General features: G+C 72.1%; 16 protein-coding genes. 6 read left to right on the top strand and 10 right to left on the bottom strand.

The genetic code is table 11. From position 1 onward, the window contains the following. Positions 1 to 97: 97 nt before the first annotated feature. Positions 98 to 730, bottom strand: coding sequence for a DUF6230 family protein (locus H0H10_RS34810; protein WP_188185186.1), 633 nt, complete (start codon positions 728 to 730; stop codon positions 98 to 100). 674 nt (positions 731 to 1,404) lie between these two features. Further along, positions 1,405 to 2,382 (bottom strand): tetratricopeptide repeat protein, encoded by a 978-nt coding sequence (locus tag H0H10_RS34805; RefSeq protein WP_188185185.1) that lies wholly within the window; start codon positions 2,380 to 2,382, stop codon positions 1,405 to 1,407. Positions 2,383 to 2,625: 243 nt separating this feature from the next. Between H0H10_RS34805 and H0H10_RS34800 the strand changes: the two genes are divergently transcribed. After that, positions 2,626 to 3,243, top strand: coding sequence for a TetR/AcrR family transcriptional regulator (locus H0H10_RS34800; RefSeq protein ID WP_188185184.1), 618 nt, complete (start codon positions 2,626 to 2,628; stop codon positions 3,241 to 3,243). A 10-nt stretch (positions 3,244 to 3,253) separates the two neighbouring features. On the opposite strand, the gene icmA is transcribed toward H0H10_RS34800, so the two are convergent. The 5 genes from icmA to H0H10_RS34775 all read right to left on the bottom strand — a co-directional run bounded on the left by icmA (position 3,254) and on the right by H0H10_RS34775 (position 6,685). Next, on the bottom strand, positions 3,254 to 4,954 hold the full coding sequence (icmA, locus tag H0H10_RS34795) for a coenzyme B12-dependent isobutyryl-CoA mutase large subunit (RefSeq protein ID WP_188185183.1): 1,701 nt from the start codon (positions 4,952 to 4,954) through the stop codon (positions 3,254 to 3,256). Between the two features lie 74 nt (positions 4,955 to 5,028). Next, positions 5,029 to 5,367 carry a DUF3817 domain-containing protein gene (locus H0H10_RS34790; protein ID WP_188185182.1) on the bottom strand — a complete coding sequence of 113 codons (339 nt, stop codon included), beginning with the start codon at positions 5,365 to 5,367 and terminating at the stop codon, positions 5,029 to 5,031. Positions 5,368 to 5,432: 65 nt separating this feature from the next. Continuing rightward, positions 5,433 to 5,942: a MarR family winged helix-turn-helix transcriptional regulator gene (locus H0H10_RS34785; RefSeq protein ID WP_188185181.1), complete on the bottom strand. Its 510-nt coding sequence runs from the start codon at positions 5,940 to 5,942 to the stop codon at positions 5,433 to 5,435. 108 nt (positions 5,943 to 6,050) lie between these two features. Next, positions 6,051 to 6,344, bottom strand: coding sequence for an MTH1187 family thiamine-binding protein (locus H0H10_RS34780; RefSeq protein ID WP_030187368.1), 294 nt, complete (start codon positions 6,342 to 6,344; stop codon positions 6,051 to 6,053). Continuing rightward, positions 6,341 to 6,685, bottom strand: a complete 345-nt coding sequence (locus H0H10_RS34775) for a DUF3817 domain-containing protein (RefSeq protein WP_188185180.1) — start codon at positions 6,683 to 6,685, stop codon at positions 6,341 to 6,343. Before H0H10_RS34775 ends, H0H10_RS34780 begins: the two co-directional genes overlap by 4 nt. Before the next feature lie 220 nt (positions 6,686 to 6,905). Here H0H10_RS34775 and H0H10_RS34770 point away from each other — a divergent pair, with 220 nt between their 5' ends. The 4 genes from H0H10_RS34770 (at position 6,906) to H0H10_RS34755 (ending at position 9,535) form a co-directional block, all read left to right on the top strand. Further along, the gene (locus tag H0H10_RS34770; protein ID WP_188185179.1) at positions 6,906 to 7,538 is read left to right on the top strand and encodes an AIM24 family protein; all 633 of its coding nucleotides are present in this window, start codon (positions 6,906 to 6,908) and stop codon (positions 7,536 to 7,538) included. Position 7,539: 1 nt separating this feature from the next. Then, positions 7,540 to 8,190, top strand: coding sequence for an AIM24 family protein (locus H0H10_RS34765; RefSeq protein WP_188185178.1), 651 nt, complete (start codon positions 7,540 to 7,542; stop codon positions 8,188 to 8,190). Positions 8,191 to 8,207: 17 nt separating this feature from the next. Continuing rightward, entirely contained in the window at positions 8,208 to 8,960 is a 753-nt protein-coding gene (locus H0H10_RS34760) for an AIM24 family protein (protein WP_188185208.1), read from the top strand. 98 nt (positions 8,961 to 9,058) lie between these two features. Beyond that, complete coding sequence (locus tag H0H10_RS34755) at positions 9,059 to 9,535, top strand: MarR family winged helix-turn-helix transcriptional regulator (protein WP_188185177.1); 477 nt, start codon at positions 9,059 to 9,061, stop codon at positions 9,533 to 9,535. Positions 9,536 to 9,563: 28 nt separating this feature from the next. On the opposite strand, the gene H0H10_RS34750 is transcribed toward H0H10_RS34755, so the two are convergent. Both H0H10_RS34750 and H0H10_RS34745 read right to left on the bottom strand, forming a co-directional pair. Next, on the bottom strand, positions 9,564 to 10,976 hold the full coding sequence (locus H0H10_RS34750; protein WP_188185176.1) for a sensor histidine kinase: 1,413 nt from the start codon (positions 10,974 to 10,976) through the stop codon (positions 9,564 to 9,566). Continuing rightward, complete coding sequence (locus H0H10_RS34745) at positions 10,973 to 11,641, bottom strand: response regulator transcription factor (RefSeq protein WP_188185175.1); 669 nt, start codon at positions 11,639 to 11,641, stop codon at positions 10,973 to 10,975. The genes H0H10_RS34750 and H0H10_RS34745 overlap by 4 nt, the downstream gene beginning before the upstream one ends. A gap of 115 nt (positions 11,642 to 11,756) precedes the next feature. On the opposite strand from H0H10_RS34745, the gene H0H10_RS34740 reads away from it, so the two are divergent. Further along, positions 11,757 to 12,464, top strand: a complete 708-nt coding sequence (locus tag H0H10_RS34740) for a PepSY domain-containing protein (RefSeq protein ID WP_188185174.1) — start codon at positions 11,757 to 11,759, stop codon at positions 12,462 to 12,464. 7 nt (positions 12,465 to 12,471) lie between these two features. Here H0H10_RS34740 and H0H10_RS34735 read toward each other — a convergent pair whose 3' ends face one another. After that, positions 12,472 to 13,749, bottom strand: coding sequence for an MFS transporter (locus H0H10_RS34735; protein WP_188185173.1), 1,278 nt, complete (start codon positions 13,747 to 13,749; stop codon positions 12,472 to 12,474). Positions 13,750 to 14,366 lie beyond the last annotated feature (617 nt).

Raw genomic sequence — 14,366 nt, 5'->3', positions numbered from 1 at the left:
GGCGTTGCTGTGGTGGAGATGTGGGCCGCGCGTGAAGGCGCGGCCGGAGAGGGGACGGGCGGGGGCGCCGTCGGCTCCCCCGCCCGTCAGCGAGTGCTTAGTAGCACTCCTTGACACCCTTGGCCAGCGACATCTTCAGGCCGCTGAGCTTGAAGGTTCCGGCGGTGGTCGCCCAGGCCGTCTGCTTCACGTCGGTCAGGGTGACCGAGTCGGCCTGCTGCGCGAACCCGTACGGATTCGCCGTGTCGCCCTTCTTGATGCCGGGCCCCTTGGCCGCGTCCTTCGCGGCGACGCCGATGTCGATGCCGCGGAACGTGGCGTCGGCGCTGAGGTCCTCGACGTCGATGTACAGGTTCTCGGCCTGGACCGGGGTGCTGCCGCCGCCCGCCTTCAGCATGAGGCTGACGCTGCCGATGAGCGGGATGTCCGGGGTGACCACGGACTGGCACAGGTTCTTGATCGTCGCGGACTTGAACGCCGACACGGCGACGGGGTGAGCCGTCTTCTTGCCGTCGAGCGTGTAGCCCTCGTCGATCGCGCCGTACTGGACGAAGCCCGTGCCGTCGAGCCGGTCGGTCGTCACCTTGAACGACTGGCCGGAGACACTGAACGACGCGGCGAGCGCGCCCTGCGCCAGCGCGACGCCTATCGCGGCCGTCGCGGCCACGCTGGGCACCATGACCACAGCGAACCGCTTCCATCTGGTCCCGCCACGCACCTGGGACTCCATATTTCCTCCTTCTCGGACGTACATCTCCTGGCCTCGGCCCGCCCCCGGATCGGCGGCTCGGCCGGGCAGGGATGGGAGAAGTGCTACGTCCTCGGGAAGGAGAGCGCCCGCACTCGGCGGCGCGCACAACGCGCCCGAATCACCGGCGATCACCCCCGAGCGACAACCACTGGTCGCGCCTGACACGCATCACGCACAACCCTGCTGGACAGGCTTCACCGGGTGGGTGAAGACCCCCCTGCCCAAGAGCCGGCGCCACTGCCGCCGGCCCTGCTCGGTGGGGACCCAGGAAGTCCCGCGGCCCGATTGGCTGTCGGGGTACGGGAATGGACCGAGCGTCGCCGATCGTGGTGCATTCTCGCCGCCCGCACAAGGGGGTTCGTTACTGGCTAGTAACGGCCGGATAACCGCGGAACGACACACCGGTCCCGGACGGCGACGCTGGGTGTCTCACGGGGGAGGAACAAAACTGTTGTTCGCCGGACAGATTCCGACAGAACGACGCCTCTGACTTACTGGCAGTAACAGCGGCCGCGATTGCCAAGATTTGGCAAAGCGCGGCCGCACTGGCGTCGCCTCGGCAACTCCTTCACACGGGCATCACCCGGCCGGGCGGCCGGCCGCCGCCCTGGGACACGGGCCCGGATCCGCGCCGGAGCCGGGCCCGGAACCGCTCAGAACAGGGCGCGCGCGAGCGCCCTGCGGGCCGCGACCACCCGCGGGTCGTCGGCCCCGACGACCTCGAACAGCTCCAGCAGCCGCACCCGTACGGCGTCCCGGTCGTCGCCGGCCGTACGGCGCACCGTGTCGATGAGGCGCCCGAAGGCGTCGTCCACGTGACCGCCCACCAGATCCAGGTCGGCGGCGGCGATCTGGGCCTGCGCGTCGCCCGGCTTGTCGGCCGCCTCCTGGCGGACCCGCTGCGGGTCGGCGTTCTGCACGCGCTGCAGCAACTCGGCCTGGGCCAGGCCCAGTTTGGCCTCCGTGTTGCCCGGGTCCTCGCTCAGCACGTTCTTGTAGGCCTGGACGGCACCGGACAGATCGCCCGCGTCCAGCGCCTGGACGGCGGCCTCCAGCGCCGCGTCGTGCGGCCCGGCCGGACGCTCGGGCGCGGCGGCCCGGGCGGCGCCCGGCTCCGCGTCGGGGTCGACGGTCAGACCGGTCAGACCGAAACGCTGCTCGGCCACCTGCACCAACTGGTCCAGGGTCTGCCGGATCTGCGCCTCTCCGGCCGCGCCCTGGAACAGCGGCAGCGCCTGCCCGGCCACCACCGCGAACACGGCCGGGATCCCCTGGACCCCGAACTGCTGCATCAGCATCTGGTTGGCGTCGACGTCGATCTTGGCGAGGAGGAAACGCCCGTTGTACTCGACGGCCAGCCGCTCCAGAACCGGGCTCAACTGCTTGCAGGGCTGGCACCACTCGGCCCAGAAGTCGATGACGACCGGGACCTCGGTGGACCGCTGAAGGACCTCGCTCTCGAAGCCCGCCTCGTCGACGTCGATGACGAGATCGGCGGGCGAGACGGCTCCGCCGCCGCCCTCCCGGGCGGCCTGGGCGCGCGCCTGCTCCGCCTTGGCCTTGGCCTCCTGGGCCGCCTTCACCGCGGCGAGGTCGACGACTCCGCTCATGGACATGTTCCGTGGCTGCATGCGTCTATCCTCCCCCGTACTGCGCGCGTCCGTGAAAATGGGTGTGAAAGCCCGTCCTGCCGTGTGATGTTCGGCCGGTGTTCGGCGCCGGGTCCCCACCCGCGCCGGTGGTCGTCGCTCGGGCACGCCCGCGAGCATGCTTTCGCTACGACTCGTAGCGTAATGCCATCGGCCGCCGCGGGGACCCCGCACCCTGGTGATCTCCCTCACGGCCTCACAGGAACCGCCCGATATGGTCGAGGGATGCAGAGCAGCACCCCCGCCGGCCGTGCCGGGCGCCCCCGCAGCGCCGCGGCGGACACCGCGATCCTGGCCGCGACGCGGGAGGCCCTGGTGGACCTGGGCTGGTCGAAGCTCACCCTGGGAGACGTCGCGATGCGCGCCGGGGTTGCCAAGACGACCCTCTATCGCCGCTGGTCGGGCAAGAACGAGCTGGTGGTCGACGCGGTCGCCGAGCTCTTCGACCAGCTCCGCCTCCCCGACCGCGGCACGCTCGCCGCCGACATCGAGGGAGTCGTCCTGCAGTTCGCGGCGATCCTGGCCCGCCCCGAGGCCAAGAGCGGCCTGATGGCGGTGGTCGCCGAGTCCACCCGCGACGACGCCCTGCGCGAACGCATCCGCGCCTCGATCGTCGACCGCCAGAAACGGCTCGTGGTGGAGGGCCGGGCCCGGGCCCAGGCCCGCGGTGAGCTGCCGCCCGAGACGGATCCCGCCGAGGCGGCGCGCACCGCGGACCTCATCTTCGACGTGGTGGCGGGTGCGGTGGTGCACCGCACCCTGGTCAGCGCCGAACCGGCCGACGAGGAATGGGTGCGCGGCTTCACCAGGGTGCTGCTGCACGGGCTGGCGTCCGCCGCATGACCGGCGCCGGTCAGAAACCGGCGGGCTCGGTGTACACCCCCCACTCGTCGCGCAGCGCCCCGCAGATCTCGCCCAGGGTCGCCTCGGCCCGTACGGCCTCCAGCATCGGCTCGATCATGTTGCCGCCGGAGCGGGCCGCGGCCAGCATGCCGTCCAGCGCGGCCCGTACGGCCGCGTCGTCGCGGGCGGCCCTGCGCTCACCCAGCACGCGCACCTGCTCGCGCTCCACCTCGTGGCTGACCCGCAGGATCTCCAGGTCGCCGGTGACGGAGCCGGTGTGGACGTTGACGCCGACGACCTTCTTGTCGCCCTTCTCCAGCGCCTGCTGGTAGCGGAAGGCGGACTCGGCGATCTCGCCGGTGAACCAGCCGTCCTCTATCCCGCGCAGGATCCCGGAGGTCATCGGGCCGATGGGGTGCTGCCCGTCCGGGTGGGCCCGCAGGCCCCGCTCCTTGATCCGGTCGAAGATCTTCTCCGCGTCCGCCTCGATCCGGTCGGTGAGCTGCTCGACGAACCAGGAGCCGCCCAGCGGATCGGCGACGTTGGCGACGCCCGTCTCCTCCATCAGCACCTGCTGGGTCCGCAGGGCGATCTCCGCCGCCTGCTCACTGGGCAGGGCGAGGGTCTCGTCCAGGGCGTTGGTGTGCAGGGAGTTGGTCCCGCCGAGCACGGCGGCCAGCGCCTCCACGGCCGTACGCACGACGTTGTTGTAGGGCTGCTGGGCGGTGAGCGAGACGCCGGCGGTCTGCGTGTGGAAGCGCAGCCACTGCGCCTTCTCGCTCTTCGCCCCGTACACGTCCCGCATCCAGCGGGCCCAGATGCGCCGGGCCGCGCGGAACTTGGCGATCTCCTCGAAGAAGTCGACGTGCGCGTCGAAGAAGAAGGACAGTCCGGGGGCGAAGACGTCGACGTCCAGCCCGCGCGACAGCCCCAGCTCCACGTACCCAAAGCCGTCCGCCAGCGTGTACGCCAGCTCCTGCGCGGCCGTCGCCCCGGCCTCGCGGATGTGGTAGCCGGAGACCGACAGCGGCTTGTAGGCGGGGATGCCGGCCGCGCAGTACTCCATCAGGTCGCCGATCAGGCGCAGGTGCGGCTCGGGCTGGAAGAGCCACTCCTTCTGGGCGATGTACTCCTTGAAGATGTCCGTCTGGAGGGTGCCGTTGAGCACGGAGTGGTCGACACCCTGCCGCTCGGCGGCGACGAGGTACATGCAGAACACGGGGACCGCCGGCCCGCTGATGGTCATCGAGGTGGTGACGTCCCCGAGCGGGATGTCCTTGAACAGCACCTCCATGTCGGCCGCCGAGTCGATGGCCACCCCGCAGTGCCCGACCTCGCCGAGCGAGCGCGGGTCGTCGGAGTCGCGGCCCATCAGCGTCGGCATGTCGAAGGCGACCGACAGCCCGCCCCCGCCGTTGCGGAGGATCATCTTGTAGCGCTCGTTGGTCTGCTCGGCGTTCCCGAACCCGGCGAACTGCCGGATGGTCCACGTACGCCCTCGGTAGCCGGTCGGATACAGCCCGCGGGTGAAGGGGTACTCCCCCGGCCAGCCGATCCGCTCGAAACCCTCGTACCCGTCGCCGGGCCGGGGCCCGTACACCGGCTCCACGGGATCGCCGGAGAGCGTGGTGAAGTCTGCGTCGCGCTTGCGCGCGGCGTCGTACCGGGCCTGCCAGCGACGGCGGCCCTCCTCTATGGCGTCAGCGTCCATACCCTCGAATTTACTAGGACGTCCAAGTAAATGTCGATGGGAGACCGCCGTACGGGTGTCGTACGGCGGTCCGGCTACGCCTTGGCGGTCGCGGGCGCGGCCTGCGCGACCTTGCGGTCCAGCTCCTGGCTGACCTTGCGCTCCACGAAGAACGCGGCGGTCGGGATGGTCCCGGCGATCAGCACCCAGAGCTGCTTCTTGACCGGCCACTTCGCCTTGGCACCCAGGTCGAAGGCGAAGACCAGGTAGATGACGTAGAGCCAGCCGTGCGCGATGCTCACGACGCGGGTGAAGTCGTCGGCACCGTTCATGTCGAGCAGATACTTGCCGATCATGCCGAGGCACAGCAGGATCAGCAGCACGCCGGTGACGTACGCCATGACCCGGTAGCGGGTCAGCACGCTCTTTTTCATGCGTACGAGCGTAACGACCCCATTCGCGTGATCTTCGTGCGGGTCGGACGCGGCGCGCCGCCCGGTCACTCCTCGGTGAAGTCCCCCGCGGCCACCCGCAGCGGCCTCAGCATCGCGAAGATCTCGCCGCACTCCTCGGCGTCGTACACGCCCAGGCCGAAGTCCATCGCCATGAGGTCGCGGGTGGCCTCCTCGACCACCTCGCGGCCCTTGTCGGTGATGGTGGCGAGCGTGCCGCGCCCGTCGTTGGGGTTGGGGCGCCGGGACACCAGGCCGGACTTCACCAGCCGGTCCACGGTGTTCGTGACGGAGGTGGGGTGCACCATGAGCCGTTCGCCGATCTTGGACATCGGCAGCTCGCCCGACTTGGAGAAGGTGAGCAGCACCAGCGCCTCGTAGCGCGCGAAGGTCAGCCCGTACGGCTTGACCACGGCGTCGACCTCGGCCAGCAGGATCTGGTGGGCCCGCATGATCGAGGTGATGGCGGCCATGGACGGCACGCCGCCCCACCGCTGCTTCCAGTGTTCGTCGGCGCGGGCGATGGGATCGAAGGAGAGACTGAGCGGCTTCGGCACGTCATCAGACCTTACCGGCCGGTCATATGGCAGTCAGCCCCGTCTCGCACTTCGGTCCGCGGCCCCCGCGGGGCTCGGCCCCCGGGGACCGCGGACGGGCCGCGACGGCTACCCGGCGAGGTGCCGCTCCACCGTCTCGACCTTGGACGTGAGGCCGTCCGTCACGCCGGGGCGGATGTCCGCCTTGAGGACCAGGGACACGCGCGGCGCCCGTGCCTCGACCGCGGCGACGGCCCGCCTGACGACGTCCATGACCTCGTCCCACTCGCCCTCGACGGACGTGAACATCGCGTCGGTGCGGTTGGGCAGGCCGGACTCGCGGACCACCCGGACCGCGTCGGCCACGTACTCCCCGACGTCCTCGCCGACGCCCAGGGGCGTCACGGAGAAGGCGACGATCATGCGTTCACGACCCCTTCCTGGCGGGCGCGGGAGGCGATGACCGCGTTCTCGGCCTCGCGCTTGAGCCTGCGGTCGGCGAAGAAGCCGCCGGTCGGCAGGACCGAGAGGACGAAGTAGAGGGCGGCGGTCTTCAGCGGCCACTTGGCGCGGTTCCAGGCGTCGGCCCAGAAGATCACGTACAGCACGAAGAGGACACCGTGGACCATGCCCATGACCGGCACCGCGTTGAAGTCCGTGGTCCGCTTCAGTACGGAGCAGACGAGCAGCAGGAGGAACGAGATCGCCTCGGGGCCCGAGACCAGGCGGAGGCGGCGGAGGGCGGTGGCGGTCTTGAGGTCCACGGGTCACCTTCGGTGGGAGAGACGGGTGGGACGCCGGCGATCTGATGATCCGACGGTTTGTGAACGCGCGCACAAGCGCCCGTCCATTGTGGCAAACCCCTCGACGCGCCGGGCGGAGGGGGTCGGGGGGCGTGCGGCCGGCCGGGGGCCTCCAGGGGGTGTCCGCACCCGCGGACCCTGTCGGCGGGGGCACCTGGCGGCTACCTTCGCATTTGTGGCGATGTTCCGACTTCAGGGAAGCAAGGTGCTCGCCGTCGACATGACCGGGGATGCCGTGAAGGCGAAGAACGGCTCGATGGTCGCGTACGACGGGGAGATGGCCTTCAAGAAGCTGAGCGGCGGCGGTGAGGGCATCCGGGGCATGGTGACCCGGCGGCTCACCGGTGAGCAGATGACCGTGATGGAGGTGAAGGGGCACGGGACCTGCTGGTTCGCGGACCGCGCCTCGGAGATCAACCTCGTGGCTCTCCAGGGGGACAAGCTGTACGTCGAGTCGAGCAACTTCCTGGCGGCCGACGCCGGGCTGCGGACGGGAACCACGTTCACCGGGGCACGCGGTGCCGCCCAGGGCAACGGGCTGTTCACCACGACCCTGGAAGGGCACGGGCAGGCGGCGATCATGTCGGACGGGCCGGCGGTGGTGCTGCGGGTCAGCGCCCAGTACCCGCTGACCGTCGACCCGGGGGCGTACGTCGCCCACCAGGGGAACCTGCGGCAGTCCTTCCAGTCGGGCGTGACGTTCCGCACGCTGTACGGCGAGGGCGGCGGGGAGGCGTTCCAGATCCGGTTCGAGGGGGACGGGCTGGTGTACGTGCAGCCGAGCGAGCGGAACACCATCGCGGGGGACGTCTGAGATGGCCTTCCGTGAGATCAACCCCAAGATGGTCGAGGCGACCGTGACTCCCGGGCAGCGGCTGTTCAGCCAGCGCGGCGCGATGCTCGCCTACCGGGGCGAGGTGTCCTTCACCCCCAACCTGACCGGCGGCCGGGGCGGGGTCATGTCGATGATCGGCCGCCGGGTCGCGAACGAGGACACGCCGCTGATGACCGTGGAGGGCAGCGGCACGGTCCTGTTCGGGCACGGGGGCCACCACGTACAGGTGATCAACCTCTCCGGCGACACCCTCTACGTGGAGGCGGACCGGCTCCTCGCCTTCGAGGGCACGCTGCAGCAGTCGACGGTGTTCCTGGGCTCGCAGGGCGGCGTCATGGGCATGGTGCGCGGCCAGGTCAGCGGTCAGGGCCTGTTCACGACGAGCCTCAGCGGCCAGGGAGCGGTGGCCGTGATGGCCCACGGCGGCGTGTTCGAGGTCCCCATCACGCCCGGGCGCCCGGTGCACGTCGACCCGCAGGCCTACGTCGCCCACCACGGTGACGTGCGCAACAAGCTGTCCACGGCGCTGGGCTGGCGGGACATGGTGGGCCGCGGTTCCGGCGAGGCGTTCCAGCTGGAGCTCAGCGGCAGCGGCACGGTGTACGTCCAGGCCTCGGAGGAGAAGCTGTGAGCACCGCCCACGACCCGATGACGCTGCCGTCCGACGACAACGTCAACCCCTACACCTTCTGCGTGGAGCTCAAGGGGAGCCAGTGGTTCCTGCAGAAGGGGAAGATGATCGCCTACTACGGGACGATCGAGTTCAACGGGATCGGGCACGGCCGGCTGGACCGGCTGGTGCGCACGGCCTTCCATTCGCCACTGCACGCGAGCGACTGGGTCGTGGCGGAGGGCTCGGGCAAGATGCTCCTCGCCGACCGGGCCTTCGACGTGAACTCGTACGACCTGGACGACGGCAATCTGACCATTCGCTCGGGCAACTTGCTCGCTTTTCAGCCAAGTCTCGCCCTCAAGCAGTCGATCGTGCCGGGTTTTCTGACCCTGATCGGAACCGGAAAGTTCGTGGCCGCGTCAAACGGTCCGGTGGTGTTCATGGAACCCCCGGTCCGGGTGGACCCGCAGGCACTCGTCGGCTGGGCCGACTGCCCGTCGCCGTGCCATCACTACGACCACGGGTACATGACCGGTGTACTGGGCGGTCTACGTGCGATGACGGGCCTCGGCGGGGCTTCCGGCGAGGAGCACCAGTTCGAGTTCGTGGGGGCGGGAACGGTGCTGCTGCAGTCGAGCGAGGCGCTGATGCCCGAGCACGACACGGGGACTCCTCCGCAGCAGGCGGGCGTGCCCGGCGGCGGGGGGCACGGCGTGCCGGGCGGGCGGTCCGGGGTACCGGGGCTTCCCGGACAGCTCGGAGACCTCCAGCGCCGCTTCGGGCTGTGAGCGGTAACCTGCGGAGTGTGACATCGAACGCGTGCGCACCGTCACCGTCACACCACCCTCACTAGTTCGCCTTTCAACTTCTTAGGTAGACTTCATTCATGGAGACCGAGACGGCCACGCGCTGGCTGACCGATGCGGAGCAGTGTGCTTGGCGCACCCACCTGGAGGTCAACAGGCTGTTGACCTACCAGCTCGAAAAAGACCTGCAGCCGTTCGGCCTGACAATGAACGACTACGAGATCCTGGTGAACCTCTCCGAGTCCGAGGACGTCAGAATGCGGATGAGCGACCTCGCCTCCGCCACCCTGCAGTCCAAGAGCCGCCTCTCGCACCAGATCACGCGCATGGAGAACGCGAACCTGGTCCGGCGGGAGAACTGCGAGTCCGACCGCCGCGGGCTCTACGCCGTCCTCACCGAGCACGGCATGGAGACGATGCGGAAGGTCGCGCCGCACCACGTGGCATCGGTGCGCAGGCACTTCATCGACCTGCTGTCCCCCGAGGCCATGGCGGAACTCGACAGGGCCCTCAAGCCCATCGCGGAGCACCTGCGGGGCCAGCGCGGACGTCCCTGACCCCCGCTCCCCCGGCCCGGCCCCGGGTCTAGGCACACGGCAGGCGGAGCTCGAACAGGGCCCCGCCTGCCGGCGCGTCACGGACCGTGAGCGTGCCGCCGTGCCGGGCGGCGACGTCACGGGCGATGGCGAGCCCCAGCCCGGCCCCGCCGTCGTCGCGGCTGCGGGCGGCGTCGAGCCGGACGAACCGCTCGAAGATCCGCTCCCGGTCGGCCGCCGGCACGCCCTCCCCGTCGTCGGCCACCCCGACCACGGCCTGGTCGCCCTCGCGCCGCACGGACACCTCCACCGCCGAGCGGGCATGCCGCTGGGCGTTGTCGAGCAGATTGGCCAGCACCCGCCCCAGCTGCCCGCGCGACCCGGCCACCTCCACGCCGTCCCCGGCCCGCACGCTCACCCCGGACCTGCCCGCGGCCTCCTGCCGCGCGAGGCCGGCGAGGTCGACCCGGGCGTCGGCGGGCCGCTCCCCCGCGTCCAGCCGGGCGAGCAGCAGCAGGTCGGCGGCGAGCCGCTGCAGCCGTACGGTGTCCTCGACGGCGCCCTCCAGGTCCAGCAGTTCCGGATGGGCCGCGGCCACCTCCAACTGGGTGCGCAGCGAGGCGATCGGGCTGCGCAGCTCGTGGGAGGCGTCGGCGACGAACCGCCGCTGCCGCTCCACGGAGGTCTCCAGGGCGGCCAGCGTCTCGTTGGTGGTCAGTGCCAGCCGGGCCACCTCGTCCCGGGTGGCCGGCACGGGCACGCGGCGCGCGAGGTCCTCGGAGGCCGTGATCGCGGCCATCTCCCGGCGGATGCCCTCCACCGGGCGCAGCGCGCGCCGGGTGACCAGCCAGGTCACGCCCGCGACGACCGCGAGCAGCAGCGGGAATCCGATCAGCATGACGGTCAGCGCGGTGTTCACGGCCCCGTGCTCGGCGGACAGCGGAGCCCCGGCGTACACGGTGAGCCGGCCCTCGTCCCGGGTCTCGACGGGTACGCCGGCGAACCGGTAGTCCTCCGTGTCCCCGTCGATCGTCGCCGAGCCGTCGCCGACGCGGGCCAGCCCGCCGATCTCGCCGGGTTCGAGCGACTCACCCGAGTCGTCATCGTCGTCCCCGTCGTCGTCGCGCTCGCCGGTGGCGGCCGGCTGCGGGCGCACCGCGTCGACGCCGGTGCCGCTGATCCGCTCCAGGTCCTCGCTGGCCGCGACCAGGCGGCCGTCCTCGTCGACGACCTGCACCGGCCGGTCGTCGACGTCCAGCGTGAGCTGGTCGTACGGCGTCCCGACGGCGAGTTCGGCGGCGATCTCCCGGGCGGAGCGTTCCGCCGCGGTGCCGGCCTCGCCCAGCAGGTTCGAGCGCAGGGACAGCAGGACGGCGGTCCCGGCGGCGACGAGGGCCACGGCGACCACGAGGGTCGCGGCGAGCGTCGCCCGGGCCCGGACGGAGCCGAACAGACGGCTCACCGTCCGGCCTCCAGGCGGTAACCGGCGCCGCGCACGGTCCGGATGAGCCCGGCGCGCAGCTTGCGGCGCAGGGCGCTGACGTACACCTCGACGATGTTCGGGTCGCCGTCGTAGGCGAAGTCCCAGACGTGCTCCAGGATGTCGGCCTTGGAGACCACCTGCCCGGCGCGCACCACCAGCTGCTCCAGCACGGCGAACTCCTTGGCCGTGAGGGTGACTTCGCTCTCGCCGAGGAAGACCCGGCGGGCGGCGGTGTCGACCTTCAGGTCCCCGTGCACGTGCACGGGCGAGGCGCCCGCTCCCTGGGCCCGGCGCCGCAGCAGCGCCTTGACGCGGGCGACGAGGACGACGTAGGAGAACGGCTTCGTGAGGTAGTCGTCCGCGCCCGTGTCGAGGCCCTCGGCCTCGTCGTACTCGCCGTCCTTGGCGGTGAGCATGAGGATCGGCACGTCGTGCCCGGCGGCGCGCAGGGCGGCGCAGACGCGGTAGCCGTTGAGGCCGGGCAGCATGATGTCCAGGATGACGAGGTCGTAGGTGCCCTCGCCGGCCCGGTGCAGTCCCTCCCGCCCGTCGTGGACGACGTCCACGGCGTACCCCTCGGCGGTCAGGCCCTTCGCGAGCGAGAGGGCCAGCCGCTTTTCGTCCTCCACGATCAACAGGCGCATGGGTAAAGGATCGCAAAAGCAACCTGAAGATCCCTTCAGGCGGCTTCAGCTCGGCCTCAGCGTCGGTCGGCGACAGTGAGTGCGTCGAAACCGAAACGACCCGGGAGGAACTCGCATGAAGCGCAACATCGTGATCGCCGCACTCGCCGCCGCCGCGCTGATCGGAGGCGGCACGGCGACGGCGCTGGCGACCACGGGGGACGATGACGCGGGCACGGCACGGCAGTCGGACGTCCGGGTGCCGGACGACGGCGGCGTACGGACGGTCGCCGCCGACGACGACGGGGACGACGCCGCGGCCCCGGCCCGCTCCGCCGACGTGACCGCCGCCGACGCCATCGCCTCGGCCCTGCGGACCGCGCCGGGCACGGTGGTCTCCGCCGAACTGGACGACGATGACGATGACGGCGACCGGGCGGTCTGGGAGGTCGACGTCCTCGCCGGCGACGGCACCTGGCACAGCGTCCGGATCGACCCCGGCACCGGCAAGGTGCTCGGCTCCCACACGGAGGACGACGACGACACCGCCGAGGTCCGGGCCGCCCTGAAGGGCACGTCCGTCGACGCCGCCGAGGCCGCGCGGGCGGTGGCGGGCAAGGGCACGGTGACGTCCGTGGAGCTGGACGAGGACGGCCGGTCCAAGGGCTGGGAGGTGGAGACGCACACACCCGGCGACGGCGAGCAGGACTGGCGGGTGGACCCGAAGACGGGCAAGGTCACGGCCGACCGCTCCGACGACACCGGCAACTCCGACGACTCCGACGACTCCGACGACTCCGACGGCGACTCGGACGCCGGCGGCTCCGGTTCCGACGAGGACTGACGGGTCCTCAGCCGCCGGACGACGACCCGGCGTCCGCGCGCTGCGGGGCGCCGGTGTCCCCGGTCGCGCGGACCTCCCCGCGGCCACCGCGCCACCCCGGCACCAGCGCCGCCGCCACGGCCACCGCCCCGGACAGCGCGAAGCACACCGGCAGCGGCAGCCGCTCCACCAGCAGCCCCACCGCCGCGGCGCCGGCGGACATGCCGGCGTTCACGGCCGTGTTGCACCAGGCACCCACCCGGGTCCGGAAGCCGGGCGCCGCGCTCTCGTCGGCGATCAGGTACGCCGTGGTCAGCGCCGGTGCCACGAACAGCCCCGCGCAGGCGAGGGCCGCGGCCAGCGTGCCGGCGCCGGGGGCGAGACCGGCGGCGGCGAGACAGACGCCGAGGCCGGCCGCGAGGAACGGGAGCCGGGCGCGAGCCGACGAGCTCCAGGTGACCGCGCCGTTCAGCAGGCCGCCGACCGCGCTGCCCGCCGACAGCGCCGCCAGCACCCAGGCGGCGGTGCCGTTCCCGAGGCCGCGCTCGCCCGCGAAGGCGACGGCCAGGAGGTCGACGGCGCTCACCGAGACGCCGACGCCCGCGGCGACGACGACGGGTTGCAGCAGGGCCCGCCCCTGCCCCGTCCCGCCTCGCCCGTCCGTTGGCGCGCCGTCCTTCTTCCGACCCGCCGGACGCAGCGCGCCCGCCGCCGGTGAGGTGACGAAGGCGAGGGTGCCCACCGCCACCAGCAACGCGCTGAGCACGATGCCGACGGCCGGCGGGGCGACGCCGACCACCAAGCCGACCAGGAGCGGACCGGAGACGAAGAGCAGCTCCTCGGCGACGCCGTCCAGGCTGTAGGCACGCTGCAACAGGTCCCGGTCCGGGAGCAGTTCGGCCCACACCGCGCGCATCGTGGGGCCGAGCGGCGGTGTGCAGGCGCCGGCGAGCGCGGCGGTCACGCCGAGGACGGCCGCGGGCACGCCCGGGCGCAGGCAGGCCACCGCCAGCGCGCAGAGCAGGGCGGCGTACAGCAGGGCCATGGGGAGCAGGGCCCGGCGCGGACCGTGCCGGTCGACCAGGGCCGCGCGGTAGGGCGACAGGAAGACGCCCGTCGCGCCGAACAGCGCCATGACCGTGCCGGCCACGGCGTACGACCCGGTGACCCGGGTCAGGGAGAGCATCAGGGCGAGGGAGACGGTGCCGTACGACAGCCGGCCGACCAGGGCGGCCATGAAGGTGCGGTGGGCATGGGGGACACGGAGGACGGCGGCGTACGAGGGCCGCGAAGGGGGCGTGGACACGCGGAGGGTTCCTCAAGGGAAGGCAACGGGGGGACGCCGATGCGCGCGACGGCCGGATGCGGCGGTCGCGTGCGGGGCGGGCCCTATGCCAAGAGGAGGAACATGCCGGTGAACGTATCAGCGGCGCCCGGCAGCCGCACGCCTTTTTCGCGACCGGCCCGACCAACGCGGCCGGGCGCCCCGGGCACCCGTCCGGCCCCGTCGCCCCGTGCGGCCCCCGCCTCACCCGACCGGCACGTCACCGTGCCCGGCGCCACGGCCCGTCCGGAACCACCACCGGCACCTCCGACGCCCCGGCGCACGCCAGGCGCCGACGGGCCCGGCACGCCGGGGCGTCGGAGCGCCACCCCGTCGACCCGCGCGGCGCCGGCCTCACCCGACCGGCACGTCACCGTGCCCGGGGCCACGGCACGTCCGGAAGAACCCCTGGCACCTCCGGCGCCCCGGCGCACGTCCGGAACCACCACCAGCGCCGCTGGCGCCACCGGCGCACATCCGGAACCACCACTGGCACGTCCGGCGCCCCGGCGCACTCCAGGCGTCGCCGGCGGGTCCGGCGCGCCGGGGCGTCGGATCGCGCGCATCCGGCGCGCCCCGCGTCCCCATGCGAAGGGTCC

It is taken from the genome of Streptomyces griseicoloratus (assembly GCF_014534645.1).
Taxonomy (GTDB): domain Bacteria; phylum Actinomycetota; class Actinomycetes; order Streptomycetales; family Streptomycetaceae; genus Streptomyces; species Streptomyces griseicoloratus.
The sequence above is the reverse complement of the archived record's forward strand: the minus strand, read 5'-3'. Positions and strand labels throughout refer to the sequence as shown.